Source organism: uncultured Bradyrhizobium sp. (genome assembly GCF_936943645.1).
GTDB lineage: Bacteria > Pseudomonadota > Alphaproteobacteria > Rhizobiales > Xanthobacteraceae > Bradyrhizobium.
Genome location: NZ_CAKZJO010000066.1, coordinates 1 through 23,364, shown reverse-complemented (window position 1 = coordinate 23,364; position 23,364 = coordinate 1). Strand labels below are relative to the sequence as shown.

Annotated in this window: 24 protein-coding genes and 2 tRNA genes; 18 read left to right on the top strand and 8 right to left on the bottom strand. The window is 65.1% G+C overall.

All coding sequences use genetic code 11. The annotated features are described in order from the left end of the window. The first annotated feature begins 27 nt into the window (after positions 1-27). The 5 genes from Q0743_RS19165 to Q0743_RS19145 all read left to right on the top strand — a co-directional run bounded on the left by Q0743_RS19165 (position 28) and on the right by Q0743_RS19145 (position 2,957). Positions 28-759, top strand: coding sequence for a tRNA-uridine aminocarboxypropyltransferase (locus Q0743_RS19165; protein WP_298243061.1), 732 nt, complete (start codon positions 28-30; stop codon positions 757-759). A gap of 192 nt (positions 760-951) precedes the next feature. After that, positions 952-1,668 (top strand): ABC transporter permease, encoded by a 717-nt coding sequence (locus tag Q0743_RS19160; protein WP_367184926.1) that lies wholly within the window; start codon positions 952-954, stop codon positions 1,666-1,668. 7 nt (positions 1,669-1,675) lie between these two features. Next, positions 1,676-2,437, top strand: coding sequence for an ABC transporter ATP-binding protein (locus Q0743_RS19155; protein ID WP_298243059.1), 762 nt, complete (start codon positions 1,676-1,678; stop codon positions 2,435-2,437). 98 nt (positions 2,438-2,535) lie between these two features. Further along, positions 2,536-2,609, top strand: a tRNA-Cys gene (locus Q0743_RS19150). 201 nt (positions 2,610-2,810) lie between these two features. Next, positions 2,811-2,957 (top strand): hypothetical protein, encoded by a 147-nt coding sequence (locus tag Q0743_RS19145; RefSeq protein WP_298243058.1) that lies wholly within the window; start codon positions 2,811-2,813, stop codon positions 2,955-2,957. Between the two features lie 82 nt (positions 2,958-3,039). Here the strand turns inward: Q0743_RS19145 and Q0743_RS19140 are convergent, their stop codons facing one another. Next, on the bottom strand, positions 3,040-3,249 hold the full coding sequence (locus Q0743_RS19140; protein ID WP_298243057.1) for a hypothetical protein: 210 nt from the start codon (positions 3,247-3,249) through the stop codon (positions 3,040-3,042). Between the two features lie 263 nt (positions 3,250-3,512). Here Q0743_RS19140 and Q0743_RS19135 point away from each other — a divergent pair, with 263 nt between their 5' ends. The 11 genes from Q0743_RS19135 to Q0743_RS19085 all read left to right on the top strand — a co-directional run bounded on the left by Q0743_RS19135 (position 3,513) and on the right by Q0743_RS19085 (position 15,460). Beyond that, on the top strand, positions 3,513-3,773 hold the full coding sequence (locus Q0743_RS19135; RefSeq protein ID WP_298243056.1) for a hypothetical protein: 261 nt from the start codon (positions 3,513-3,515) through the stop codon (positions 3,771-3,773). A 460-nt stretch (positions 3,774-4,233) separates the two neighbouring features. Beyond that, positions 4,234-5,397, top strand: coding sequence for a PspA/IM30 family protein (locus tag Q0743_RS19130; protein ID WP_298243055.1), 1,164 nt, complete (start codon positions 4,234-4,236; stop codon positions 5,395-5,397). 10 nt (positions 5,398-5,407) lie between these two features. Continuing rightward, on the top strand, positions 5,408-6,067 hold the full coding sequence (locus Q0743_RS19125; RefSeq protein ID WP_298243054.1) for an OB-fold-containig protein: 660 nt from the start codon (positions 5,408-5,410) through the stop codon (positions 6,065-6,067). Positions 6,068-6,090: 23 nt separating this feature from the next. Further along, the gene (locus tag Q0743_RS19120; RefSeq protein ID WP_298243053.1) at positions 6,091-7,788 is read left to right on the top strand and encodes a flotillin domain-containing protein; all 1,698 of its coding nucleotides are present in this window, start codon (positions 6,091-6,093) and stop codon (positions 7,786-7,788) included. A 206-nt stretch (positions 7,789-7,994) separates the two neighbouring features. Beyond that, complete coding sequence (locus tag Q0743_RS19115; RefSeq protein WP_298243052.1) at positions 7,995-8,363, top strand: hypothetical protein; 369 nt, start codon at positions 7,995-7,997, stop codon at positions 8,361-8,363. Between the two features lie 151 nt (positions 8,364-8,514). Further along, positions 8,515-8,589: transfer RNA gene (locus Q0743_RS19110), tRNA-Asn, on the top strand. A 214-nt stretch (positions 8,590-8,803) separates the two neighbouring features. Beyond that, positions 8,804-8,983, top strand: a complete 180-nt coding sequence (locus Q0743_RS19105; RefSeq protein WP_097662582.1) for a hypothetical protein — start codon at positions 8,804-8,806, stop codon at positions 8,981-8,983. A gap of 137 nt (positions 8,984-9,120) precedes the next feature. Continuing rightward, positions 9,121-9,783 (top strand): protein-L-isoaspartate O-methyltransferase, encoded by a 663-nt coding sequence (locus tag Q0743_RS19100; protein ID WP_298243051.1) that lies wholly within the window; start codon positions 9,121-9,123, stop codon positions 9,781-9,783. A gap of 206 nt (positions 9,784-9,989) precedes the next feature. Next, complete coding sequence (locus Q0743_RS19095; RefSeq protein ID WP_298243081.1) at positions 9,990-11,375, top strand: TolC family outer membrane protein; 1,386 nt, start codon at positions 9,990-9,992, stop codon at positions 11,373-11,375. A gap of 305 nt (positions 11,376-11,680) precedes the next feature. Next, on the top strand, positions 11,681-12,454 hold the full coding sequence (locus Q0743_RS19090) for a PopZ family protein (protein ID WP_298243050.1): 774 nt from the start codon (positions 11,681-11,683) through the stop codon (positions 12,452-12,454). Positions 12,455-12,583: 129 nt separating this feature from the next. Further along, positions 12,584-15,460, top strand: a complete 2,877-nt coding sequence (locus Q0743_RS19085) for a valine--tRNA ligase (protein WP_298243049.1) — start codon at positions 12,584-12,586, stop codon at positions 15,458-15,460. A gap of 2 nt (positions 15,461-15,462) precedes the next feature. Here the strand turns inward: Q0743_RS19085 and Q0743_RS19080 are convergent, their stop codons facing one another. Further along, positions 15,463-16,065 carry a DNA-3-methyladenine glycosylase gene (locus Q0743_RS19080; RefSeq protein WP_298243048.1) on the bottom strand — a complete coding sequence of 201 codons (603 nt, stop codon included), beginning with the start codon at positions 16,063-16,065 and terminating at the stop codon, positions 15,463-15,465. Between the two features lie 130 nt (positions 16,066-16,195). Between Q0743_RS19080 and lipA the strand changes: the two genes are divergently transcribed. Both lipA and Q0743_RS19070 read left to right on the top strand, forming a co-directional pair. Continuing rightward, complete coding sequence (gene lipA, locus Q0743_RS19075; RefSeq protein ID WP_298243047.1) at positions 16,196-17,152, top strand: lipoyl synthase; 957 nt, start codon at positions 16,196-16,198, stop codon at positions 17,150-17,152. An 18-nt stretch (positions 17,153-17,170) separates the two neighbouring features. Beyond that, positions 17,171-17,641 (top strand): type II toxin-antitoxin system RatA family toxin, encoded by a 471-nt coding sequence (locus tag Q0743_RS19070; RefSeq protein WP_298243046.1) that lies wholly within the window; start codon positions 17,171-17,173, stop codon positions 17,639-17,641. 152 nt (positions 17,642-17,793) lie between these two features. Here Q0743_RS19070 and Q0743_RS19065 read toward each other — a convergent pair whose 3' ends face one another. From Q0743_RS19065 to Q0743_RS19040, 6 genes are read right to left on the bottom strand one after another with little or no spacing between them, the layout of a single operon-like run. Then, on the bottom strand, positions 17,794-18,609 hold the full coding sequence (locus Q0743_RS19065; protein ID WP_298243045.1) for a c-type cytochrome: 816 nt from the start codon (positions 18,607-18,609) through the stop codon (positions 17,794-17,796). Continuing rightward, positions 18,609-20,231: a b(o/a)3-type cytochrome-c oxidase subunit 1 gene (locus Q0743_RS19060; RefSeq protein WP_298243044.1), complete on the bottom strand. Its 1,623-nt coding sequence runs from the start codon at positions 20,229-20,231 to the stop codon at positions 18,609-18,611. The genes Q0743_RS19065 and Q0743_RS19060 overlap by 1 nt, the downstream gene beginning before the upstream one ends. Continuing rightward, positions 20,218-20,787, bottom strand: a complete 570-nt coding sequence (locus Q0743_RS19055; protein ID WP_298243043.1) for a cytochrome C oxidase subunit II — start codon at positions 20,785-20,787, stop codon at positions 20,218-20,220. The genes Q0743_RS19060 and Q0743_RS19055 overlap by 14 nt, the downstream gene beginning before the upstream one ends. After that, positions 20,784-20,960 carry a hypothetical protein gene (locus tag Q0743_RS19050; RefSeq protein WP_194402114.1) on the bottom strand — a complete coding sequence of 59 codons (177 nt, stop codon included), beginning with the start codon at positions 20,958-20,960 and terminating at the stop codon, positions 20,784-20,786. Before Q0743_RS19050 ends, Q0743_RS19055 begins: the two co-directional genes overlap by 4 nt. 8 nt (positions 20,961-20,968) lie before the next feature. After that, complete coding sequence (locus Q0743_RS19045; protein WP_298243042.1) at positions 20,969-22,219, bottom strand: cytochrome c; 1,251 nt, start codon at positions 22,217-22,219, stop codon at positions 20,969-20,971. Positions 22,220-22,230: 11 nt separating this feature from the next. Continuing rightward, positions 22,231-22,938 (bottom strand): c-type cytochrome, encoded by a 708-nt coding sequence (locus Q0743_RS19040; protein WP_298243041.1) that lies wholly within the window; start codon positions 22,936-22,938, stop codon positions 22,231-22,233. Positions 22,939-23,364 lie beyond the last annotated feature (426 nt).

Below are 23,364 nucleotides of genomic sequence, written 5' to 3'. Positions count from 1 at the left end.
CCGCGCTTCGAGCGTATAGCGGCGCCCATGTCGAACCCGCCAGATATCGCCGCCGCCGAACCGATCCCCGAGTGCCCGCACTGCCAGAAGCCGATGCCGCTGTGCATCTGCGACAGCGTCACGCCGATCGAAAACCGGCTGTCGCTGCTGATCCTCCAGCATCCGCAGGAGCAGGACAGGGCGCTCGGCACCGCGCGCCTGCTCGCCCGGCATTTCGCCGACGCCACCGTGCGGGTCGGCCTGTCCTGGCCGAGCCTGTCCAAGGCGCTGGGCCGGCCGGTCGAGAATGCCACGCACTGGGCCGTGCTCTATCTCGGGTCGGCGCGTGCCGCCGACCTCGATGCGGAAGCCGAGATCGTCGCGCTCAATCGCAAGGGCGAGATCGCGGAGAACCAGCGCGCGATCCTCGGCAAGCTCGAAGGCGTGGTGCTGCTCGACGGCACCTGGAGCCAGGCCAAGGCGCTGTGGTGGCGCAATCCCTGGATGCTCAAGTGCCAGCGCGTGATCCTCAACCCGGCACACCCCTCGCGCTACGGACGTCTGCGCAAAGAACCGCGCCGCGACGGGCTCTCGACCATCGAGGCCGCGGCGACTGTCCTGGCCGGCCTCGAGCGGCGCCCCGACATCGCCGACACGCTGCATGCGAGTTTTGAACGGCTGTTAACACGCTATCGCGAGGTTCAGGCCGAGATGCCGGAATTGGCTCCCAAGCCTGTTTCAAAGGGCCGGCGCGACTTTCGGCGACGCAAACGAGCCTGACGTCGGCCTGACTCATCTGTACGGTCGATTGCACTGCGAGGCGCAGGCGTCTAGAGAGCATCGGCCGGTACGGATCTGCTGTCCTGTTGCGGCATCGGAGCGTGGCAACCAAGGGGCCGTCGAATTCAGCTCGCAGCGAAGGAAATTCTGACCCAGGTGGTGCGGCCCGATCGCTGGGGCACGCTCGCGCTGATGGACATTTCGCTGCGCTACCGGCGGACCGTGATCGGCCCGCTCTGGATCACGCTGACGCTCGCCGCAACCATCGCAAGCGTCGGCACGGTCTATGCGGCACTGTTCAAGCAAGACATCGCCGCCTTCCTGCCGTCCTTCGCAATCGGCCTGATCGTCTGGACCCTGATCGCCACGGCGCTCCAGGAAGGCTCCAACATCTTCGTTGCGTCCGGTCACCTCATCAAGGCGGTGCCGGCACCGCTGATCGTTCATGTGCTCCAGATGATCACGCGCAACATCATCATCTTCGCGCATCATCTGGTGATCGTCGCGCTGCTCTACCTCGTCATGCCGTGGCCGCTGCGCTGGAGCATGCTGCTCGTGGTGCCCGGCTTTGCGATCCTGTTTCTCGTGCTGCTCGGTGGCGCCGTCGCGCTCGGCATGCTCTGCGCGCGTTTTCGCGACATCGGCTCGGCGATCGTCAGCGGCCTGCAATTCGTGTTCTTCCTCACGCCAATCATCTGGACCGAGGACAGCGTGCGCGGCACCGCGTTTCACTGGCTGACATGGGTCAATCCATTCGCGACGCTGCTCGATCTCGTGCGGCGACCGCTATTGTCGCAGCCGACCGATTTGGAGCAATGGCTGCTCGGTGTCGTCTATGCAGTCGTCGTGGCCGTCGTCGCCCTCGGCTGCTACGCAAAATACCGCCATCGCGTGGCGTATTGGCTGTGATGCGCGCATGACCCCCACGGCTCACATCGTGCTTCGCGACGTCTCGGTCACGTTTCCCGTGCTGACGTTCCGCGATCGTTCGCTGCGCAGCCGGTTCGTCAGCGCCGTGACGCTGCGCCGGAAGCCGGCGGTCTCGCACATCGTCACGGCGTTGAACGGGGTCAGCCTCGACATTCGCGCCGGCGACCGCCTTGCCATCATCGGCGCCAACGGCGCCGGCAAGACCACGCTGCTGCGGGTTCTCGCCGGAATCTATCATCCGACGGCGGGGAGCATCGACGTGCTCGGCCGTTGCCTGTCGCTGTTCGACCTGTCGGCCGGGTTCGACGAGGAGGCGACTGGCTACGAGAACATCATGCGGCGCGGCCTCGTGATCGGCGCCCGGCGTGCCGAGATCGACGCGCGGCGCGCGGAGATCGCCGAGTTCACTGAGCTCGGGGACCGGCTCGACCTGCCGCTGCGCACCTATTCCAGCGGCATGATGCTGCGCCTGATCTTCGCGGTCGCAACCGCCGTCGAAGGCGAGATCGTGCTGCTCGACGAATGGATTGGCGTCGGTGACCAGCGGTTCCGCAAGAAGGCCCGGCAGCGGCTGGATGAGATCGTCGCCCGCGCCGGCATTCTGGTGCTCGCCTCACATGACATCGAGCTGATCCAGAGCACCTGCAATAGGGCGATCCTGCTGGAGCAGGGCAGGATCACCGCGGCCGGCGCAACCGACGCGATTCTCGCGCAATATCTAGCGGGGTCCGGCGGGAGAAAGGCATAGCCGTCGCTGCGGGACGTCGCCGGGGGCCGCCACCAGCCAAAGTCGGACGAAGGCAGTTGCCTAAGCCATTGATCCCCTATATTGGTCCGGCCTTACGGGGCCACGTGGCGGAGTGGTTACGCAACGGTCTGCAAAACCGTGTACACCAGTTCAATTCTGGTCGTGGCCTCCATCACAACCCTCTGATCTCCCAGAACAATTTGACTTCGCATCGGCGCCGCCGAATGCTGCCGGCCGCGCTCAGCCATGGTGCGTGGCGGCGCGATCACCGGGTTTGCCCGGAGGCTGCTGGAAACCCCTGATTCAGGCCTGCTGGCATAGAGTTCGCATCTGCGAAGTGATGAAACTCGTCACGCGAGCACTGGAGCCACAAATGGGCGACATCGTCCGATTTGTCCCGAAATCCGAGCTGGAGCGGGCCCGCCTCATTCGTGAGGCCCGCGCGATCTACGACAGCATCTTCCCATCGGCTGAACCTGCCCGAGCGCAGCAGGATGGCGAGGATCGCGTCAAAAACTGATCGTTGCCGCCGATTGTCCGGCGGAGGCCTCACGGCAAAACGCCCGCGAGGCGGGCGGTTCGGCTCACGTGGAAATCAGCCCTCAGCAGGCTGCGTACCAGCCTTCGGGAAACGGCAGGAGAGGCCAGGCGCCATCATTGTCGTTGGCGGCCATCGGAGTTTTCCTGGGCGTCGCCTCAAAGCTCCACGAGCTGGGCGCGAACTCGAGCTCCGGCGCTGGAGCGAAATCTTCAATGACCATGGCGTCTCGGACGGCATCCAGCAGCAAGTTGAATTCGGCTTCGCTTCTCATCGCACCCTCGCAAAACGCAGTAGGCGCAATGTCGCAAAGCCGGTTTGTCACCCGATTGAGCCGATCGTTCGCATTTTAACGATCCGGCGATCGGGCTTCGATTGGTTAGCGATCTCTAAAGAAGTCCCGTCGGGAACCTACGTTCCTCCCGACCGTGCCGAGTGTGAAAGAGATCACATCTTCCGCGATTTATTCCTCCTACCCCTTCGCATGACGCCGGCCGCTAGGGCCGGGAGGCGGGCAGGGCAGACGGGAGACTGGTCATGAAGGCGAGGTTTTTGCGGTTTGCGGGTGTGAGAAGCCGGGCGCGTCGCGCCTCCACGGTCGGGCTGTTCCTGACGCTGTTTGCCTCGGCCGCGCACGCGCAAGGCACGGCGGAGCAGCGCCGGGCCTGCACGCCCGATGTCTACCGCCTCTGTGCCGGCGAGATTCCCAACGTCCGCGCCATCACGGCGTGCCTGCGGCGCAACCGCGCGAGCCTGAGCGAGGCCTGTCGCAGCGTGTTCGATCAGGCCGGCGGCTGACCCACCTGTGGGTTTGTGCGCAGCAAGTCGTCCGACCGGCTGCCGAATCCGCGTTACCGACGTTGTGGATATGCTGCGGACAGGCTGTGGAGCATTGCCGCTCACGGGAGCCCGGATGTCACGCCGTCATTGCGAGCGTAGCGAAGCAATCCAGAATGTTTCTGCGGAGGGATTCTGGATTGCTTCGTCGCATCAGCGCAAAATTGCTCCGCAATTTTGTCGCGGTCTCCTCGCTCTTCGGCGCCGTGAACGGGGGCCGCGCGCCTCGTTGCCGAACGCTCCCTGCATTTCGTCTCAAATTGCCATCCGCGCGTGCAAGAAGTCTTGATCGGCCGTGATCTAGGGGTGAGCGCCGGCCTTGAACGCCGCTCCAGGCGACGACGACTCATCAATAGCGTGCATGAGGATCAGGGAAACGTGATCACAGCTCCTCTTCCTAAAGCACCAAAATGGTGCTTTAGTGCTTTCCATGAGCCAGTCGCCCCGAAACGCGCCGTCCGCGCTGCGCTACAGGCTTGCCCCTGATCCGGCCGCCAAGGCCGCCCTGGAGGCGACATTCGGGGCCTATGACCGCATGATGGAAATCCTCGATGAGGTCGCGCGGAGCCACAACATCGGCTCCAACGTCGTGCTGCTGCATGCCCACGCCTATGAGCCGATCCGGAAAGCAACGGCGCTGCCGTCGCGCCTGGTGACGCTGGGGCTGCGCGATCGCACTGAGTATCGCGCGGCGCAGGGGCGTCGCCTGCCGCTCGACGACAAGCTCGCCAAGATCAAGGGCCCCGCGACCATTTCGATTGCGACGGTGGAGGGACGCTTCAGCGTGCCCTTCGACTATGCCGGCTACGCCGAGGGCTGGGGGCAAAGCGTGCCCGCGCGCCTCGTCCGTACCGATGACGGCTTCGAAGTTCACTACGGCGTCACGCCGAACACTCTGCCAGAGGAGGAGAACGCTATGGATACCATCGCTGCCGCCCCCGACAATTTCCTGTCCCGGGTCGGACGTCTGATCGCCGGCATCGCCTATGACGCGATCGAGCAGGCGGAAGGCAAGAACAAGCTGAAAGTGGTCGGCCAGGCCATCCGCGAGATCGAGCGCGCCGAGAGCGAAGCGCGCGACGCGCTCGCCGCTGCGCGGGCCGAGGAATACCGCCTCAACGCACGCCGCACCGAGATCGAGCGCGAGATGGCCGATCTCGCGCCCAAGATCGAAGGGGCGATCACCGACGGGCGCGATGACCTCGCGCGCGCCGGCATCGCGCGGCAGATGGATCTGGAGGCACAGTTCGAGGTGCTCTCCCGCGCCATCGACGAGAACAACGAGAAGATCGAGCAATGCGTGACCTCGCTGCGTGCGGTGCTGTCAGCACTCCAGGACGCCGAGCAACGCCGCGTCGATCTCGAAAAGAGCGAGGCCGCCGCGAGCCATCAGGCCTCGACCTCGTCCCGCAAGCAGGGTGGCAACTCCGCGGCCGCGAAGGCGCTACGCGCGGGCAGGGCAGTGGCGCGGGCCACCGGCGTGCCGCCGGGCATCCCGTATTCGAGCGACATCGACGAGCTCAGCGCGCTTCATCGCGACAAGGAAATTGCGGCGAGGCTGGCGCGGCTGAAGTCGCGCTCCTGAGTGTCGTGTCATGAGCGCTCTGCTCGAACACGTCATGATGCCGGAGGTCAGGCCGTTCGCAGTCGCGGCGGCCATGATCCTCATCGTCGGCTCGATCGAGGTGGTCTCGATGATGGTCGGGGCCTCCTTGAGCGAGATGCTCGGCACCAACATCGATTTCGGCCATCCCAGCGACAATGGCGTCATCAACGCCATCTCCTGGATCAATGTCGGCGGCGTGCCGCTGTTGATCTTCCTGCTGCTGTTGCTCGGCGCCTTCTCCATCACCGGCTTCCTGATCCAGGACGTCGCGCGGATGGTGGCGGGGCCCTTGCCGGCGACGGCCGCCTCGATCGGGGCCCTCGTGGTCTCGGTTCCCTTGGTGCGTGCTGCCAGCCGGGCCATCGCGCGGGTCATCCCGAAGGACGAGAGCTATGTCGTCGGTCTTGGGGACCTCGTCGGCCGCATCGGCGAGGTCGTCATCGGACCGCTCGACCAGGGGCCGCCCGGCAAGGTCAGCGTCGCCGACATCCACGGCAACCGCCATTTCGTCTGGGCGGTCGCCGCGCCATCATCATCGCCCCTGCCGCAGGGAACCATGGTCCTGCTGGTCGATCGCGACGGCACCCGCTTCGTCGCGGTGAAGGCCGACGATGAACTCAAACCGTCCAAGCCCAGTCTAAGCAGCTAGCAAGCCATTTATCGGAGAAAGTCATGTTCGACATCGCAGTCCCGGCCATGATCGGCGTCGCGCTGATCGTCGTTCTCGGGATCGTCTTCACCATCCTCTACAAGCGCGCCACGCGCGACGAGGCCTTCGTGCGCACCGGCCTCGGCGGCAAGAAGGTCGTGCTCGACGGCGGCGCCATGATCCTGCCGATCTTCCACTCCTATGCCAGCGTCAATCTGAAGACGCTGCGGCTCACGGTGGAGCGCAAGGAGCGGGAATCCCTCATCACCAAGGATCGCCTGCGCGTCGACATCGTCGCCGAGTTCTACGTGCGCGTCCGCCCGGACGAGGAGAGCATCGCGCTGGCGAGCCAGACGCTGGGCGCGCTCACCAACGATGCGGAAGCCCTGCGCAACCAGGTCGAGGCGAAATTCGTCGACGGCTTGCGTTCGGTGGCGGCGACCATGAGCATCCTCGAGCTTCAGGAGAAGCGCTCGGATTTCGTTAAGCACGTGCAGTCCACCGTCGAATCCGACGTGAAATCGAACGGGCTCGAGCTGGAATCGGTGTCGTTGACCAAGCTCGACCAGACCGACGTCAAATTCTTCAATCCCGAGAATTTCTTCGACGCCGAGGGTCTGACCCAGCTCAAGACCGTCACCGAGACCCGCCGCCGCGACCGCAACGCCATCGTGCGCGACAATGAGGTGGCGATCGCGCAAAAGGACCTCGAGGCGCGGCAGCAGACGCTCGGCATCGAGCGGACCAAGAAGGAAGCCGAGCTGTCCCAGGAGCGCGACATCGCCAACAAGACTGCAAGCACCCGCGCCGAGGTCGCGACCGCCACACAGACCGCGCGCCTGACCGAGGAGAATGCCCGCATCGACACCGATCGGGCCGTCGCTGAGAAGGAGGCCGGCGCCAAGCAGGTCAAGGAGACCGCCGTCATCGAGTCGGATCTCGCCATCAACAAGCGCAAGACCGACGCCCAGCGCGAGATCCAGATCGCGACCCAGGAGAACGAGATCCAGATCGCAGCGAAGAGCAAGCAGACCTCGGAGGCCGTCGCCGAGGCCAAGACCGCCGAGGCGGTCGCGGTCTCCGCGGAAGAAAAGGTCGTGACCGCGCGTGCCGTCGAGGTCGCCGATCGCGCCCGTCTCACCCAGGTGCTCGCCGCCCGCACCGAGGCCGAGCGGAAATCGACCGAGCTGATCGTCGCCGCCGAAGCCGAGAAGAAAGCCTCGCTCGATCGCGCCGAGGCCGTGAAGACGCTGGCTACGGCGGAAGCCGAGTCCAACAAGATCAAGGCGGTCGGCGTGCGCAACATCGGCGAGGCGGAAGCTGCCGTCATCACCATGAAGAACGAGGCCCAGAACAAGCTCGGCTCCAACGTCATCGACTTTGAGATCGCCAAGAAGCGGATCGAGACGATGCCGTCGGCGCTGGCCGAGATGGTCAAGCCGATCGCCAACCTCAAGGACGTGCGTATCCTGCACACCGGCGGTGCGTTCGGCGGCAACGGCGCCGGTGGAGGCAATGTCGGCTTTGGCGAAGGGCTCGCCGGCGAGCTGCTCAAGGTGCACGCGCTGCGTCCGATGATCGACGAGATCCTGCGCCAGAGCGGCTTTGCGCCGGGCGATGATCCCGTGAAGGCGCTGGTCGGCGCCGTGACCGGCAAGAGCAACGGCGCTGCGGTGCCGGCGCCTGCCCCTGCGGAGAAGACAAACTCTGCCGATCTATGAATGCCCGTTCATTGCTGCTGAGAATTCGAAACGATAAACAGGCTGTGCGCGTCTCGCGTCGCGCAAACGTCCCGGAGCGCAGGTCGATCGTGTCTTGAACCCATCGACCGCTCCGGGCGAGTCTTAAGGCAACGCTTTCCGTTGCCGCGGCGCCTGCGCCGATCGACGCCGGGCGCCGAGGCCTGTTTCGATCGGAGGATTTTCAGATGAAGTATTTTCTGTCCGGATTGATCGCGATCGGTCTGTCGATCGCCGCCATGCCATCGTTCGCAGCCGACGCCCGTAACGTCACGGTCGTCAACGAGACCGGCTACGCCATCAAATTCCTCGGCTTCAACGCGCCGGACGACGGCCTGGACGAATGGGACAACGAGCTCGAGAAGGTGTTGCAGAACCAGACCAGCACCTATGTCGAGTTCGACGAGGACGATGAGGGTTGCGTCTGGAACATCCGCGTCGACTGGCAGAATTACGACGAGGCCGTGCTGTGGAAGAACGTCAACCTGTGCAAGATGACCGCGCTTCGGCTGCGCTACGACCCCGGCACCAAGACCACCTCGTTCCTCGCGGAATAGCGGCCGGCTGATATTGCCCCGGAGGCCATGGCCCGGAGGAGGGGCCGCTCAGGTCCTTCCTCAAGTCCGTTCGGATGATGACGAATTCGTCCTTTGCAAGCGCAAGCGGCTTTGTTATACGCAGCCCCGCGCGAACGAATGGTTCGCCTTTTCCTCGGTAGCTCAGCGGTAGAGCATCCGACTGTTAATCGGATGGTCGCTGGTTCGAATCCAGCCCGGGGAGCCAAATCTTACCGCAAATTCAATGATTTATGGTCGCGCCCTCATGTGGTGCGCGACGTGGTTGCTTTGTTTTCTGAGCCGCGCATTCGCGACTGACTGCCCGGAATCATGTTCAAGCAGATGTGTGCACGGGCGCCGTCGAGCCATGAGGACGGCGGCAAATCGACTCAATTGAAATCGAGCCTTGGGGACGCCGGATTTTTACGGAGCTGATTCCCATGCGAGACATCCAGGTCGACCGTTCGCACATGGCCCCCTCGATTCTGCCGGCCGACGTTCCCGAGCTGAGCGACGACGAATGCCTCGCCTGTCTGGCCCGTGCGGTCGAGACGCCCGATTCGGCGCGGCTGGACGAGGTCGCCGCTCTGATCGGCCGCCTCGCGGTCGCCATCGAATAATCCTTCCGGTCCCTGAAGCGGTAAGATGCGGAAGCCTCAAGCCCGCAGGCGAACGGCCGTGTTGCGTTTTCGCCGTGCATGCTCCAAAGATGCCGCGAATTTCGTCCGCGGCATCGTCCGCATTGCAGGGTCCGCAAATGTCCGGTTTCTCGACCGCGCGCCTCAAAATGGTCGATGGCCAGGTGCGCACCAATGACGTCACCGACCGTCGTGTTCTCGATGCCATGCTCACGGTTCCGCGCGAGGCCTTCGTGCCGGCCAGCCGGCAGGCGCTGGCCTATCTGGATATCGACCTCGACGTGAGCGAGGGCCCCGCCAAGCGTTTCCTTATCAAGGCGCAATTGACCGGCAAGCTGCTGCAGGCCGCCGAGATCGGCGAGGGCGACAGCGTGCTGGTGGTCGGCTGCGCCACGGGATACCTCGCGGCACTGGCCGCCAAGCTGGCCAGCCAGGTCACGGCAACGGAGTGCGATTCGGTCCTGGCCGCGAAAGCCAGGGATGCCCTCGCGTCCCTCGGACTTGCCAACGTCACCTGCAAGGCCGCGGCCTGCACCGAGGGCGACGCTGCCGCCGCTCCCTATGACGTGATCATCCTCAATGGCGCCACCGAGGTGGTGCCGCAGGCGCTGCTCGGGCAGCTGAAGGAGGGCGGGCGTCTGGTGGGGGTATCAGCCGAATCTCGGCCGCCGCGGGCCATGATCGTGACCCGGACCCACGGCGAATTCGGCCATCGAACCCTGTTCGATGCCGCAGCCCCGGTCCTTCCCGGGCTCGAACGGGCGGCCGCCTTCGTCTTCTGACGGACCAAACCCCGTTAAAATCCCGTTCTGAATCAGAAGTGTGGCCGGGATGCTGCACGTGAAGAGTTTCCACCGAGAACTGCGCTGAGGTAGTTCCGTCGCGCCAATCCGCATCCTATGTTGCGGCGGGGCAACGACTCCACTCGGTAGACGGTAACCCAGCTCGCGGGCACGAGGTGGGCGTTAGAATGAACGGAATTTTTGGGATGCATGGGGTGAAGCTCTTCACCGGAGCTGCGGTTTCGGTCCTGCTGCTCGCGCTTGCCGGGCCGACGCCTGCCTTGGCGGACACGATCAATGCCGCACTGGTGCGCGCCTATCAAAACAATCCGCAGCTCAACGCGCAACGTGCCCAGGTGCGCTCGACCGACGAGAACGTTCCTCAGGCGTTGTCCGGTTATCGGCCCAAGGTCAATCTGACCGCGAGTGCCGGCTATCAATATAGTGACACGCTAAGCGCGCCCGGAAGCGTACCGATCAACGGGACAACTGTGCCCCGTAGCGCGGGCCTGACGGTGCAGCAGACGCTCTACAACGGCAACCAGACTGCCAACCGCACGCGCGCGGCAGAGAGCCAGGTGTCTGGCTCGCGCGAGGCGCTGCGCAGCCTCGATCAGAGTGTGCTTCTCCAAGCCGCCACGACCTATATGGACTATCTGCGCGACGCGGCCACGCTCGAAGTTCAGCGCAGCAACGTGCGGGTGCTCGAGCAAACTCTCAAGCAGACTCGTGACCGCTTCAATGTCGGCGAAGTCACGCGCACCGACGTTGCACAATCGGAAGCACAGCTCGCGGCCGGCAGGACTCAGGCTCTGACTGCCGAAGCAAATCTGACGACCACGCGCGCGAATTTCCGACGCATCATCGGCAACGAGCCGACGAACCTTGCGCCCGGCTCGCCGGTCGATCGTTTCCTGCCCGCATCGCTTGCCGCCGCGGTCGAACTCGGCCTCGTTGAGCATCCCAACGTCACGGCGGCCATGTTCGGCATCGACGTCAATTACCTGCAGGTCAAGGTCGCCGAGGGCGCACTGCTGCCGACGGTCACGTTGCAGGCCAGTGCCACGCAGGCGAACGAACAGTCCCTGATTCAGTACAGGGCGTTCAATGCCGCAGCGACCGCTCAGCTCTCGGTGCCGATCTATCAGGGCGGTGCTGAATATGCGCTGATCCGCCAGTCCAAGGAAAACCTGGCGCAACAGCGTCTCAACCTCGAAAATACGCGCGACCAGACCCGTGCGACGGTGGTGCAGTGGTGGGGCTCGTTGCAGGCGGGCAAGGCGCAAGTGCAGTCGGCGCAGGCGCAGGTGACGGCGTCCGAGATCGCACTGAACGGCGTGCGCGAGGAAGCCAAGGCCGGCCAGCGCACCACGCTCGACGTGCTCAACGCGCAGCAGGCGCTGGTCAACGCGCGCGTCGCGTTGGTGACCGCACAGCACGACCGCGTCGTCGCATCCTACCAGGTGCTGGCCGCCGTCGGCCGTCTGTCGCCGCAGGTGCTCGGCCTTGCGACCTCGGTCTACGATCCCAGCGTTCACTACCATCAGGTCCGCGACAGCTGGGTCGGCGTGCGTACGCCTGACGGGCGCTGAAGTCCCGTAGTCGTCCGGTCGGCCTCGCCAATAGCCGAAGCCGACCGGCGCTTTGCTTGCAATCGTCAAAATCCCTGACATAGCCTTGTCAAGACAATGCGGGTCGATTCGGCTCGCATTGATGCCGTGTGCGTAAAGCTTGAGTGCCGGGGGCAGGGGCGCACCGCCGCACGTTGAGCCGTGATCTGGGGACAAGTCGGGCTGCCGCGACGAAAATGTCGGGGCGCTCGTTGCGGAACCGGCCAATCCTGTCGTGCTTGGTGTAAAACAACGCATGCGAGGGCGTTGATGATGTGGAGTCGGAGATGACGCAGCCTGCAAAGGTCACAGAACCCTCGATGGAGGAGATTCTGGCCTCGATCCGGCGCATCATTGCCGACGACGAGGCCAAGCCGCCGCCGGCCGAGACCGCCAAGCCCGAGAAAGCCGCGGCACCGGCCGCGCCGCCAAAGCCGCAGGCGATGAACGACATTCCGCCGTCCAAGGTCGCACCGGCCAAACCGGCCGCTGAGAAGCCCGCGCCGGCCCCGGCCGCGAAGCCGGCTCCGCCGCCCGCACCGGCGGCGGATGCATCGCCAAACAGCCAGGACGACATCGACGCTCTGCTGGCGGGGCTCGATGCGGCGACGCCCGCGCCTGAGGTTCGTGCGCCCGAACCGGAGCCTGAGCCGGAGCCTGAACCCGACGTGCTCGAGTTGACGGACGAGATGGCGATGGATCCGACGCCGCCTCCGCCGCCGCCGAGCTTCCGCAAGGTCGAGCCGCGCGACGATCTCGAATTCGCCGAAGCCCCGCCGCCGCGTCCGACACCGCCACCGTCCTACGCGCCGGTCGATTTCGATGCCCCGCCGCTGCCGCCGCAGCAGCCCATGCTGGCGCAATCGACGGTCTCGGCCGTCGAATCCGCCTTCAACTCCCTGGCCCATACGGTGCTCAGCAGCAATGCGCGGACGCTGGAGGATCTGGTCAAGGAGATGCTGCGTCCGATGCTGAAATCCTGGCTCGACGACAATCTGCCGGCCATGGTGGAGCGCATTGTGAAGGCCGAAATCGAGCGGGTCTCGCGCGGCGGCAGGTAGGGGTGGCCGACCAGCCCTCATAACGCCCCGCTCAAGCGTTATATCAGGCCTGCCGAACAAGCCGGAAAGCCCTTTTGCCGCTGAGCTTTCCGTTGACTTGGGCCCCGCGCGCGGCTTTCTAGCGACCCCATGATCGAGAAAAATTACCAGCCCGCCGATATCGAAGCCCGCATGTCCGTGGTGTGGGAGGACAGCCTTGCCTTCAAGGCCGGCCGTCCCGACCGCCGCGACGCCGTGCCCTTTACCATCGTGATCCCGCCGCCGAACGTGACGGGCTCGCTGCACATGGGCCACGCCCTCAACAACACGCTCCAGGACATATTGTGCCGGTTCGAGCGCATGCGCGGCCGCGACGTGCTGTGGCAGCCCGGCACCGACCATGCCGGCATCGCCACCCAGATGGTGGTCGAGCGGCAACTGATGGAGCGCCAGCAGCCTAGCCGCCGAGAGATGGGCCGCGAGAAGTTCCTCGAGCGCGTCTGGCAGTGGAAGGCCGAGAGCGGCGACACCATCATCAACCAGCTCAAGCGTCTCGGCGCCTCCTGCGACTGGTCGCGCGAGCGCTTCACCATGGACGAGGGCCTGTCGAAGGCGGTCGTCAAGGTGTTCGTCGAGCTGCACCGCGACGGCCTGATCTACAAGGACAAGCGGCTGGTGAACTGGGACACCAAGCTGCTCACCGCGATCTCCGATCTCGAAGTGCAGCAGACCGAGGTGAAGGGCCACCTCTGGTATCTGCGCTATCCGATCGAGGGCAAGACCTTCAATCCCGAGGATCCCTCGAGCTTCATCGTCGTCGCCACCACGCGCCCCGAGACGATGCTCGGCGATACCGGCGTCGCCGTGCATCCCGAGGACGAGCGCTATCTGAAGCTGGTCGGCAAGAACGTGATCCTGCCGCTGGTCGGCCGCAAGATCCAGATCGTCGCCGACGACTATTCCGATCCGGAAAAGGGCTCGGGCGCGGTCAAGATCACGCCGGCGCACGACTTCAACGATTTCGAGGTTGGCAATCGCCACGGCCTGCGCCGCATCAGCGTGATCGACAGGGAAGGCTGCCTCGATCTCGTCGACAACGAGGACTATCTGCGCGAGCTGCCGGAAGGCGCTTCGCAATTCGCCGAGGAATTCCACAAGGTCGACCGCTTCGCCGCGCGCAAGCGCATCGTCGAACGGCTGGAGAGCTTCGGCTTCGTCGAGCGCATCGAGCCGCACACCCACATGGTGCCGCACGGCGACCGCTCGGGCACCGTGATCGAGCCGTATCTGACCGACCAGTGGTACGTCGACGCCAAGACGCTGGCCAAGCCCGCGATCGCCGCGGTGCGTTCGGGCGAGACCTCGTTCGTGCCGAAAAACTGGGAAAAGACCTATTTCGACTGGATGGAGAACATCCAGCCCTGGTGCATCTCGCGCCAGCTGTGGTGGGGCCATCAGATCCCGGCCTGGTACGGTCCCGACGGCAAGGTGTTCGTCGCCGAGACCGAGGAAGAGGCGATCAGCCACGCGCTCGGCTATTACGTCGAGCAGGAAGTCATCACGGCCGAGCAGGGCCGCGAGATGGCGCTCGACCGCAACAAGCGCGAAGGCTTCATCACGCGCGACGAGGACGTGCTCGACACCTGGTTCTCCTCGGCGCTTTGGCCGTTCTCGACGCTCGGCTGGCCCGACGACACGCCGGAGGTGCAGCGCTACTACCCGACCAACGCGCTGGTGACCGGCTTCGACATCATCTTCTTCTGGGTCGCCCGCATGATGATGATGGGCCTGCACTTCATGAAGGAGGTGCCGTTCTCGACGATCTACATCCACGCCCTCGTCCGCGACGAGAAGGGCGCCAAGATGTCGAAGTCGAAGGGCAACGTCATCGATCCGCTCAACCTGATCGACGAATACGGCGCGGACGCGCTGCGCTTCACGCTGGCCGCGATGGCGGCTCAGGGCCGCGACATCAAGCTCGCCACCAGCCGCGTCGAGGGCTATCGCAATTTCGCGACCAAGCTCTGGAATGCCTCGCGCTTCGCGGAGATGAACCATTGCGCCGTGCCCGACGGTTTCGAGCCTGCCAAGGCGAAGGAAACGCTCAATCGCTGGATCGCGCATGAGAGCGCGCACACCACGCGCGAGGTGACCGAGGCGATCGAGGCTTATCGCTTCAACGATGCCGCAGGCAGCATCTACCGCTTCGTCTGGAACGTCTATTGCGACTGGTATGTCGAGCTCGCCAAGCCCGTGCTGCTCGGTCCGGACGGCCCGGCCAAGGACGAGACCCGCGCCATGGTCGCCTGGGCGCGCGACGAGATCCTGAAGCTGCTGCACCCCTTCATGCCCTTCATCACCGAAGAGCTTTGGGAGGTGACTGCCCAGCGCGACGGCCTGCTCGCACTTGCGCCGTGGCCGCTGAAGCCGGCCGAGCCGACGCCGGAACAGCTGGCGATGCTCGCCGCGGCGGCGGGACCGACCGATCCGCTGGTGTCGCCGATGCTGGCCATGCCGATCTTCGACCACGCCGACTTCACCGATCCCAAGGCTGAGGCCGAGATCGGCTGGGTGATCGACCTTGTCACACAGATCCGCTCGGTGCGCGCCGAGATGAACATCCCGCCGGCGACGCTGACGGCGCTGGTGCTTGCGGGTGCCTCCGCGGAAACGAGGGAGCGCGCGCCGCGCTGGACCGACGTCATCAAGCGCATGGCACGGCTGTCTGACATCTCCTTCGCCGACCGCGCGCCTGACGGCGCGGTACAGTTGCTCGTACGTGGCGAGGTCGCTGCGCTGCCGCTCAAGGGCGTGATCGACGTTGCCGCCGAGCGCACGCGTCTCGACAAGGAAATCGGCAAAGCCGATGCCGATATCAAGCGCGCCGAGTCCAAGCTGGCGAACGAAAAGTTCATCGCCAACGCGGCCGAGGAGGTCGTCGAGGAGGAGCGCGAAAAGCGCGAGGCGGCGCTGGCCCGCAAGGCCAAATTGCTCGAGGCACTGGAGCGGCTGAAGCAGGCGACGTAGGGCTATTTCGGGAACGGCTTGCTGAGGAATTTCGAGCCCCTGACGCCATAGCGCCAGGGCAGCTCGACGGCCTTGGTGATGCCGATGCGGATGCCGGTCGCGACCTCCAATTCCTCCGTCCGTGCATGCAGCGCGATCGGCGGACGGTCCAGCGGCAGGGTGTTGTGCGCAATGGTGATGCCGAGCGCCTCGGTCAGCTTTCCCGGGCCCGAGCACAGCGCGTGCACCTCCTGCAGATGACGGCGGCGGCGCATCGTGGCCAGGCCGTGCGTCGGCTCCAGCGCACGGATCAGCACGGCGCTGGCCGAGCCAGCCTCCTCGCAGACGAAATTGACGCACCAGTGGATGCCGTAGGAGCGGTAGACATAGGCGTAACCAGGCGGGCCGAACATGATCTGGTTCCGCGGCGTCGGGCCGTTGTAGGAGTGCGCCGCCGGCTCGGTATGATGATAGGCCTCGACCTCGACGATGATGCCGCCGACGCCGTCCACCAGCATGGTCGCGCCGATCAAATCGTGCGCGACCTCGCGGACGTCGCGGTCGAAAAAGCCGCGCTTGAGCCGTTTGCCGAGCCTGGGGGATGGGGCCTTCGAGACTGGAGCCATTCGAGGTGAGAATCGCTTGAGAACAGAGCAGGATAATGCCCATATCTGCCATGTTCCCTGAAGCGGCGCGAGCCGGGTTGCAGCGAGAGGGCAGACCGACTAGGTAGGACCTGAACAGACCGGACGGACCATGGTCGTTATTGTCGATACCATCACGAACCCGCTGCGCCCGCGCCACCCTGAAAAGGTGAATCGCCCTGACTCCGCTTCGCCGCCGAAGCCGGACTGGATCCGCGTGCGCGCGCCCAACACCCGCGGCTATGCCGACACCCGCAACATCGTGCGGTCGAACGGCCTGCACACGGTGTGCGAAGAGGCGGGCTGCCCGAACATCGGCGAGTGCTGGGACAAGAAGCACGCGACCTTCATGATCATGGGTGACACCTGCACCCGCGCCTGCGCCTTCTGCAACGTCAAGACCGGCCTGCCGAATGCGCTGGACGCCGCCGAGCCGCAAAACGTCGCCGAAGCCACCGCCAAGCTGGGCCTCGCGCATGTCGTCATCACCTCGGTCGACCGCGACGATCTCGCCGATGGCGGCGCCGAGCATTTTGCCCAAACCATCCGTGCGATCCGCGCGGCCTGTCCCACGACCACGATCGAGATCCTGACGCCGGACTTCCTGCGCAAGGAGGGGGCGCTCGACATCGTCGTCGCCGCCAAGCCCGACGTCTTCAACCACAATCTCGAGACCGTGCCGTCGCGCTATCTCACGGTGCGACCCGGCGCGCGTTATTTCCATTCGATCCGGCTGCTGCAGCGGGTCAAGGAGCTCGATCCCACCATCTTCACCAAGTCCGGCATTATGGTCGGCCTCGGCGAGGAGCGCCACGAGGTGCAGCAGGTGATGGACGATCTGCGTTCCGCCGACGTCGATTTCCTGACCATCGGGCAATATCTGCAGCCGACCCGCAAGCACCACGCCGTGATGCGCTACGTGCCGCCGGACGAATTCGCCTCCTACGAAAAGGTCGCCTACACCAAGGGCTTCCTGATGGTATCCGCGAGTCCGCTGACCCGCTCGTCCCATCATGCCGGCGAGGACTTTGCGAGACTGAAGGCCGCGCGGGCAGCAAGCGCCCGCTGAACCGCCGTCTGAGCCGCCATGCCCAAATTCTCGAGCAAGCGCCGTGTCGACCACAGCGCCTCCCAGATGTTCGATCTGGTCGCCGACGTCGAGCGCTACCCGGAATTCGTGCCGCTCTGCAGCGCGCTGAAGGTGCGCCAGCGCATGGCCAAGCCCGACGGCACCGAGGTGCTGGTGGCCGACATGACGGTGTCGTTCAAGCTGGTCAAGGAATCCTTCACCAGCCGCGTGACGCTCGACCGCACCAATCTGAAAATCCTGGTCGAATATCTGCAAGGTCCTTTCAGCAATCTCGAAAACCGCTGGACGTTCGAGCCCAAAGGTGAGGGCGTCTGCGACGTCGGCTTCTTCCTGTCCTACGAGTTCAAGAGCCGCATGCTGGCGATGCTGATGGGCTCGATGTTCGACGCCGCTTTCGCGCGGTTCTCGACCGCGTTCGAAAAGCGCGCGGACGCGATCTACGGCCGGCCCAAGCTGGCGCCGACGTAATAACTCTCGTTTCCCGGACGCGCTGCAACGCTTTTCGCGTTGCTGCGCAGAGCCGGGACCCACGCCGCCCGAGCACCCCGGAGAGATAGGCCCCGACTCTGCAGCGCACCGCTGAAGAAGCGCTGCGCTGCGTCCGGGGCACGAGACCATCTCTAATCCACCGCCTTCACCACATCCGGCGGCTGTGAGGCGTAATACGCCGCGGCCGCCTCGATCTCCTGCGGCGTCATTGCGCGCGCGATGTTGCGCATCTGCTGGCTGATGTCGTTGCGGCGCTCGCTGGTCGCGAAGGCCTGCAGTTGCGCCTTCATGTAGGCCTCGGATTGCCCCTCCAGCCACGGGCTGCCGGTCTTGTTGTCGAGGCTGCCATGGCAGGAGCCGCAGGGTGCGATGCCGCGCATCGGGGCGCCGTAGATGACGATGTTGGGCTTCGGCAGTTGCGGGGTCGGGTGATAGGCGGGGAGCCGCGGCAGGTAGGCGTAATAGTTGGAGAGATCGGCGATCTCCTGGTCGGTCAAATTGACCGCGAACGGCGACATCACGGCATTGGTGCGCGCGCCCGAGCGGAAATCGTGCAGCTGCTTGTAGATCACGGCGGCATACTGGCCGGCGAGATTGGGCGAGTCCGCGCGGCTGACGCCGGTCGGGCCGTGGCAGATTGCGCAACGCTGTGCCAGCGTCGCGCCGCGGCCGATCGCTTCCTGGCTCGGCCGCGACAGCGTGTTCGAGGTCAGCACGACCTCGGACAGGCGTTTTGCCTGTTCGGGCACCGTGACGTTGGCCGTACGCTGCGGCACGCCGGCGGCGCTGCAGATCGCGTCCCAGACGCCTGCGAACTGCACCCAGGGCTGCGCGAAGGGCAGCACGATGAAGCCGGCGACCGCGGTCACGATCAGGATCGCCGCGGTGATGCCGACGCCGATCCTGAAATGGCTGTTGCTGATGGTGAAGAGGTCGCGCCTGCTCATCACTGCGCTCCCACATAGACGGCCGGCACCGAGGTGCCGGAACTGAGCGCCAGATTCAGGATCGGATAGCCGTAATTGGTCAGCGTGAGGCCGATCATCAGCGCCACCCACAGCGCGTGGGTATTGAGCGCGACGGGGACCGTCTTCGGCTCATGCACGGCGAGCGCGAAGCGATACGGGCCGGCGTCGGCTAGCGGCGCACGCATGCCGCGCGCGAGGATCACGATGAACATGATGCCGGAAGCCAGCAGGACGAAACCGCCGATCGCCGAGAAGGTCACCGAAAGCGCCTGCGGCGCGATGGCGGGATCGGCGAAATCGAAATAGGCCATGCGGCGCGGCATGCCGAGAATGCCGACCCAGTGCCACGGGAAGGTCGTCACGATCATGCCGATGAACCACAGCCAGAGCTGGGTGCGGATCAGCCTGATATCCATCAGCTCGCGGCCGGTCAGATGCGGCCACAGATCATAGGCGATCGCGAAATACATGATCACGATGGCGCCGCCGAAGATCAGGTGGAAATGGCCGGTGATCCACTGCGTATTGTGAATGGAGGCATCGAGCTGATAGCTCATGTTGATGAGGCCGCCGGCACCGCCAAAGCCGAGCATGACGAACGAGAACGCCAGCGCCAGCATCATCGGATTGTCCCAGGGCAGGGCCCTGATCCAGCCGAACATGCCGCGGCCGCCGCGCAGGCGCGCGGCGATCTCGACCGAGGCGCAGATCGTGAACACGGTCAGCAGCGTCGGCAGCGCCACCAGCGCCGTGAAGGCCGAATGAATGAACTTGAAGCCGGCGCCGACTTGCGGATCGGCGAAGGTGTGGTGCATGCCGATCGGCATCGCCACCACCAGGAACAGGATGAAGGAGATCCGCGCCATGCTGTCGGAATAGACCCGGCCGCCGATCGCGCGCGGCACGATGGTGTAGTAGGCGATGTAGGTCGGCATCAGCCAGAAATAGACGATGGCGTGCAGCGTCCAGGAGAAGAAGATGCGGGCAAGGCCGGCATCGATGGTGTTCTTCAGCCCCGCCGCCACGGGAATGATCTGGAGCAGCAGCTCGAGCGCGGCGCCGACCGCGGTCCAGGCCCAGAGATAGGAGCCCGCGACATTGGCGAACATCGCCAGCGGCACCGGCGCGCCGGGATTGGCCTTGCGCCAGACGCGCAAGTTGACCGACATCAGCGCGACCCAGATCCAGGAGCCGACCACGACAAGCACGACGCCGAGATAGTAGAAGACGTTGCCGATCAGCGGCGGATAGAAGGTGTAGAGCACCGAGGCGCGGCCGAGCGCGATCGGGATCACCGCCATGATGCTGCCGATGACGATCAACCAGAATCCGGTCCAGGCCCAGCGCACGCCGACCAGGCGCTGCTGCAGCGCGGTCTCGCTGATGGCATAGCCAAAGCCCATCGCGACCAGCGTCGGGAACACGTATCCCATCACCGTGCCGTGCGCGGTCAGCGAGCGGTAATACAGCTCGGGATTGGACAGCCAGGTGCCGATCGGGCTGCGGATGAACATCTGCCAGGCGCCGAGCGTCAGGGCGATGCCGAACACCGCGAAGGCCAGCCAGAAATGGGCGAGGATGAGCTTCCTATTGACCAACACAGCTCAGCCTCCCGCCGCCCTTCGCACGGTTCGCAAAGTCGGCCTTGTCGATCACCTTGACCTTGCCCCACATGCCCTCGTGGCCAAAGGAGCAGAACTCCTGGCAGGGCATCAGATAGTCGCCTGTCTTCGTAAAGCGCATCAACTGCTCGGAGATGTAGCCCGGCACCAGCATGGTGTTGATGTTGGTGCCCTGGATCAGGATGCCGTGCACGACGTCGGCGCTGGTGGCGCGCAGCGTGATCGGCGTGTCCGCGGGAACCACGATGCAGGCCGGCGTGAAGGAATATTGCTGGCCGATCGCGCGCACGGTGACAGCGCCATTGGCCTCGAGCACGCTGCCGAGATTGCTCTCGACGAACTCGCCGGACAGATGGATCCGCGACGGGTCGGTGGTCTCGACGCGCGGCTGCGGCATGGTGGCGCGATGGATGCCGGCGAAGGCGGCCAGCAATGCCATCACCACGATGATAACAACGGCAATGGTGGCCCAGCGCCGCTCGACGCGGGCCGCAACCTCGGCACTGGCGCTGCCATGGGTGTCTGACGTGCTCATTGCAGCGGCCCACGCGGCAGGAACACGAAGAGATAGAAGGCGAACCACATTGCGACCACGCAGGCCGTCGCAATGCCGGCGAGCACTATGGCGCCGGACGGGCCTTGCGCCACGACCTCCTCGACGGCCTGATCGGCGGCGGCTGGGCTGGTCGGCGGATCGGAATTGATCATGTGATGCCTCAGTTCAGCGGCGCGGAACGCAGCTCGTTGGCTTCGCGCGCCGAGACCGGCGTGCCGCGATTGCCCCAGGCGGTGCGGATGTAGGAGACGACGGCGGCGATCTCGTTGTCGGACAGCAGGCCCGCGAAGGGCGGCATGCCATAGGGCATCGGATTGCCCTTGGTGCCCGGCGGATAGCCGCCGTTGAGCACCATGCGGATCGGATTGACCGCCGACTGCATCTCGATCGACTGGTTGTTGGCGAGCGGCGGCCAGTGCGGCGGCTTGCCTTCGCCCTGCGTGCCGTGACAGCTCGCGCAGTGTTTGTCGTAAACGGTCTTGCCGAGGCTGATCAGCAGGCTGCTCTCGGTGGTCGGCAGCGTCGAGCTCGCCGGCGGCGGAGGCGAGGGCTCCGCGATGCCCTTGAGGTACACCGCCATGGCGCGCGTGTCCTCGTCATTGAGATATTGCAGGCTGTTGTGCACGACCTCGGCCATCGGACCGTAGACCACGCCGCGCATGGAGACGCCGGTCTGGAGCAGGTCGGTGATGTCCTTGATGCTCCAGTCACCGAGGCCGGCTTCGCGGTTGGAGGTGAGGGATGGGGCGTACCAGTTCTGCATCGGGATCAGGCCGCCCTTGAAGGCGTCCGATTGCGAGGTGCCGCCGAGCGCGTTGATCGGCGAATGACACATGCCGCAATGGCCGAGACCCTCGACCAGATAGGCGCCGCGATTCCATTCCGCCGACTTCTTCGGATCGGGCTTGAACTCGCCTTCGCTGAAGAACAGCGTGCGCCAGCCGAGAATGAGCTGGCGGTTGTCATAGGGAAAGCGCAGCTCGTGCGGCTTGTTCTTCTGGCTTACCGGCGCGATTGCGCGCAGATACGCATAGATTGCGTCGCTGTCGGCGCGCGTCACCTTGGTGTAGGACGCGAACGGCATCGCCGGATAGATCAGCCCGCCGTCCGGGAAGCGGCCGCTGTGCATGGTCTTGTAGAAATCGTCCGCGCTCCATTTGCCGATGCCCGTATCGGTATCCGGCGTGATGTTGGAGGTGTAGAGGGTGCCGAACGGGGTCGGCATGGCGCGGCCGCCGGCGAACAGGCGTCCCTCCGGTGCGGTGTGACACGCCGTGCAATCGCCGGCACGGGCGAGGTACTCGCCGCGCGCGATGATATCGCTGTTCTTGCCTTGGGCCTTGTCCTGCGCCTGCGCGGCAGTCGTCAGCACAACCAGAGCAAGGAATGCGATCGACAGTTTCGAGCCCATCATCCGCCTCGTCAGTTGGGCTGGCTGCCGCAGCCGAAGGGCAGCGCGTAGGTGCCCTTCGGAACGGGGGCAGGGTTGGCGGGCGCGGGCCGCGTCGCGAGCCAGGCGGCGACCGCGGTGACGTCGGCCTCGGTCAGATGGCCGGCCACGAGCTGCATGCAGTCGGGCGACTTCGCGGTGCGGGTGCCATAGCGCCAGGCGCCGAGCTGGGCGCTGATATAAGCGGCGCGCAGCCCCAACAGGCCGGGAATGCCGGGCTGCATGCCGGCCAGCGCCGGGCCGTGGCAGCTCACGCAGGCCGGAATGCTGCGGCTGGCATCGCCGCTGGTGGCGAGCAGCTCGCCCTGCGCGAGGACCTCCTTGCTGACCTCGCTGGGCGCCGGCTGCGGCAGCGGCGGATGCTCGCCGGCGAAATATTCCGCCATCGCCTCCAGATAGGGATCGGGCAGGAACTCCAGCAGATAGTTCATCGGCGGATATTTGCGCCGGCCGCTGCGGAAGGCGAGAAGCTGGTTGTAGAGATAGCCGGCAGGCTTGCCGGCGAGGCGCGGAAAATAGACATCGCTGGTGCCTTCGCCCTTGTTGCCGTGGCAGGGCGTGCACGCCTCGACCCGCGCCGCCATCGTATCCGGCGGCTGATTGGCCGTTTGCGCGGCCGCACCATCGATGGCGGCCAAGGTGATGATCACAGCGACTGACGCCGCGGTGCGAGCGAACACTTTCGTCGCCCTCCATGGGGTTGGTCCGGTTGATTCCGGCTCACAACGTAGGGCGGCATTATTGCGCCAATATTTTCGCGTGCAAGCACGGACCCACATGATGACGTTTGGTCGCGCCGGTTGAACCCGCAATCCGATCGGATTCGACAAAACTTGCGTGCTTTTTGAAAAACAGGACATAACGCTGCGGCCTCGCGACAGTTCCTGCCCGAGTCCTGCATGGTCGTAATGCGCCTTCAATGTCAGAGGGCGCAGGGAAGGCCGGGTGCCGGCTGGCACCCACGGTCCACTGTGCGAGAATTGCGCTACAAGAGGCTGCACAGCGGCATACAGGTGAAGCCCAACACACGGCCTTCCCTGCGCAGTGGTTTGACGGCTTATGCCGTGCTCTCCCCGGGGAGCGTTGCACTATTGCCCCCGTCGCCT

Coding starts and splice junctions, on each gene's coding strand:
- Q0743_RS19160 (WP_367184926.1), top strand. CDS start 952: ATGGACATTTCGCTGCGCTACCGGCGGACCGTGATCGGCCCGCTCTGG.
- Q0743_RS19145 (WP_298243058.1), top strand. CDS start 2,811: ATGGGCGACATCGTCCGATTTGTCCCGAAATCCGAGCTGGAGCGGGCC.
- Q0743_RS19080 (WP_298243048.1), bottom strand. CDS start 16,065: ATGGCTCCAGTCTCGAAGGCCCCATCCCCCAGGCTCGGCAAACGGCTC.
- Q0743_RS19050 (WP_194402114.1), bottom strand. CDS start 20,960: ATGATCAATTCCGATCCGCCGACCAGCCCAGCCGCCGCCGATCAGGCC.
- Q0743_RS19090 (WP_298243050.1), top strand. CDS start 11,681: ATGACGCAGCCTGCAAAGGTCACAGAACCCTCGATGGAGGAGATTCTG.
- Q0743_RS19055 (WP_298243043.1), bottom strand. CDS start 20,787: ATGAGCACGTCAGACACCCATGGCAGCGCCAGTGCCGAGGTTGCGGCC.
- Q0743_RS19140 (WP_298243057.1), bottom strand. CDS start 3,249: ATGAGAAGCGAAGCCGAATTCAACTTGCTGCTGGATGCCGTCCGAGAC.
- Q0743_RS19135 (WP_298243056.1), top strand. CDS start 3,513: ATGAAGGCGAGGTTTTTGCGGTTTGCGGGTGTGAGAAGCCGGGCGCGT.
- Q0743_RS19125 (WP_298243054.1), top strand. CDS start 5,408: ATGAGCGCTCTGCTCGAACACGTCATGATGCCGGAGGTCAGGCCGTTC.
- Q0743_RS19045 (WP_298243042.1), bottom strand. CDS start 22,219: ATGGGCTCGAAACTGTCGATCGCATTCCTTGCTCTGGTTGTGCTGACG.
- Q0743_RS19070 (WP_298243046.1), top strand. CDS start 17,171: ATGCCCAAATTCTCGAGCAAGCGCCGTGTCGACCACAGCGCCTCCCAG.
- Q0743_RS19155 (WP_298243059.1), top strand. CDS start 1,676: ATGACCCCCACGGCTCACATCGTGCTTCGCGACGTCTCGGTCACGTTT.
- Q0743_RS19165 (WP_298243061.1), top strand. CDS start 28: ATGTCGAACCCGCCAGATATCGCCGCCGCCGAACCGATCCCCGAGTGC.
- Q0743_RS19085 (WP_298243049.1), top strand. CDS start 12,584: ATGATCGAGAAAAATTACCAGCCCGCCGATATCGAAGCCCGCATGTCC.
- lipA (WP_298243047.1), top strand. CDS start 16,196: ATGGTCGTTATTGTCGATACCATCACGAACCCGCTGCGCCCGCGCCAC.
- Q0743_RS19095 (WP_298243081.1), top strand. CDS start 9,990: ATGCATGGGGTGAAGCTCTTCACCGGAGCTGCGGTTTCGGTCCTGCTG.
- Q0743_RS19100 (WP_298243051.1), top strand. CDS start 9,121: ATGTCCGGTTTCTCGACCGCGCGCCTCAAAATGGTCGATGGCCAGGTG.
- Q0743_RS19120 (WP_298243053.1), top strand. CDS start 6,091: ATGTTCGACATCGCAGTCCCGGCCATGATCGGCGTCGCGCTGATCGTC.
- Q0743_RS19115 (WP_298243052.1), top strand. CDS start 7,995: ATGAAGTATTTTCTGTCCGGATTGATCGCGATCGGTCTGTCGATCGCC.
- Q0743_RS19065 (WP_298243045.1), bottom strand. CDS start 18,609: ATGAGCAGGCGCGACCTCTTCACCATCAGCAACAGCCATTTCAGGATC.
- Q0743_RS19105 (WP_097662582.1), top strand. CDS start 8,804: ATGCGAGACATCCAGGTCGACCGTTCGCACATGGCCCCCTCGATTCTG.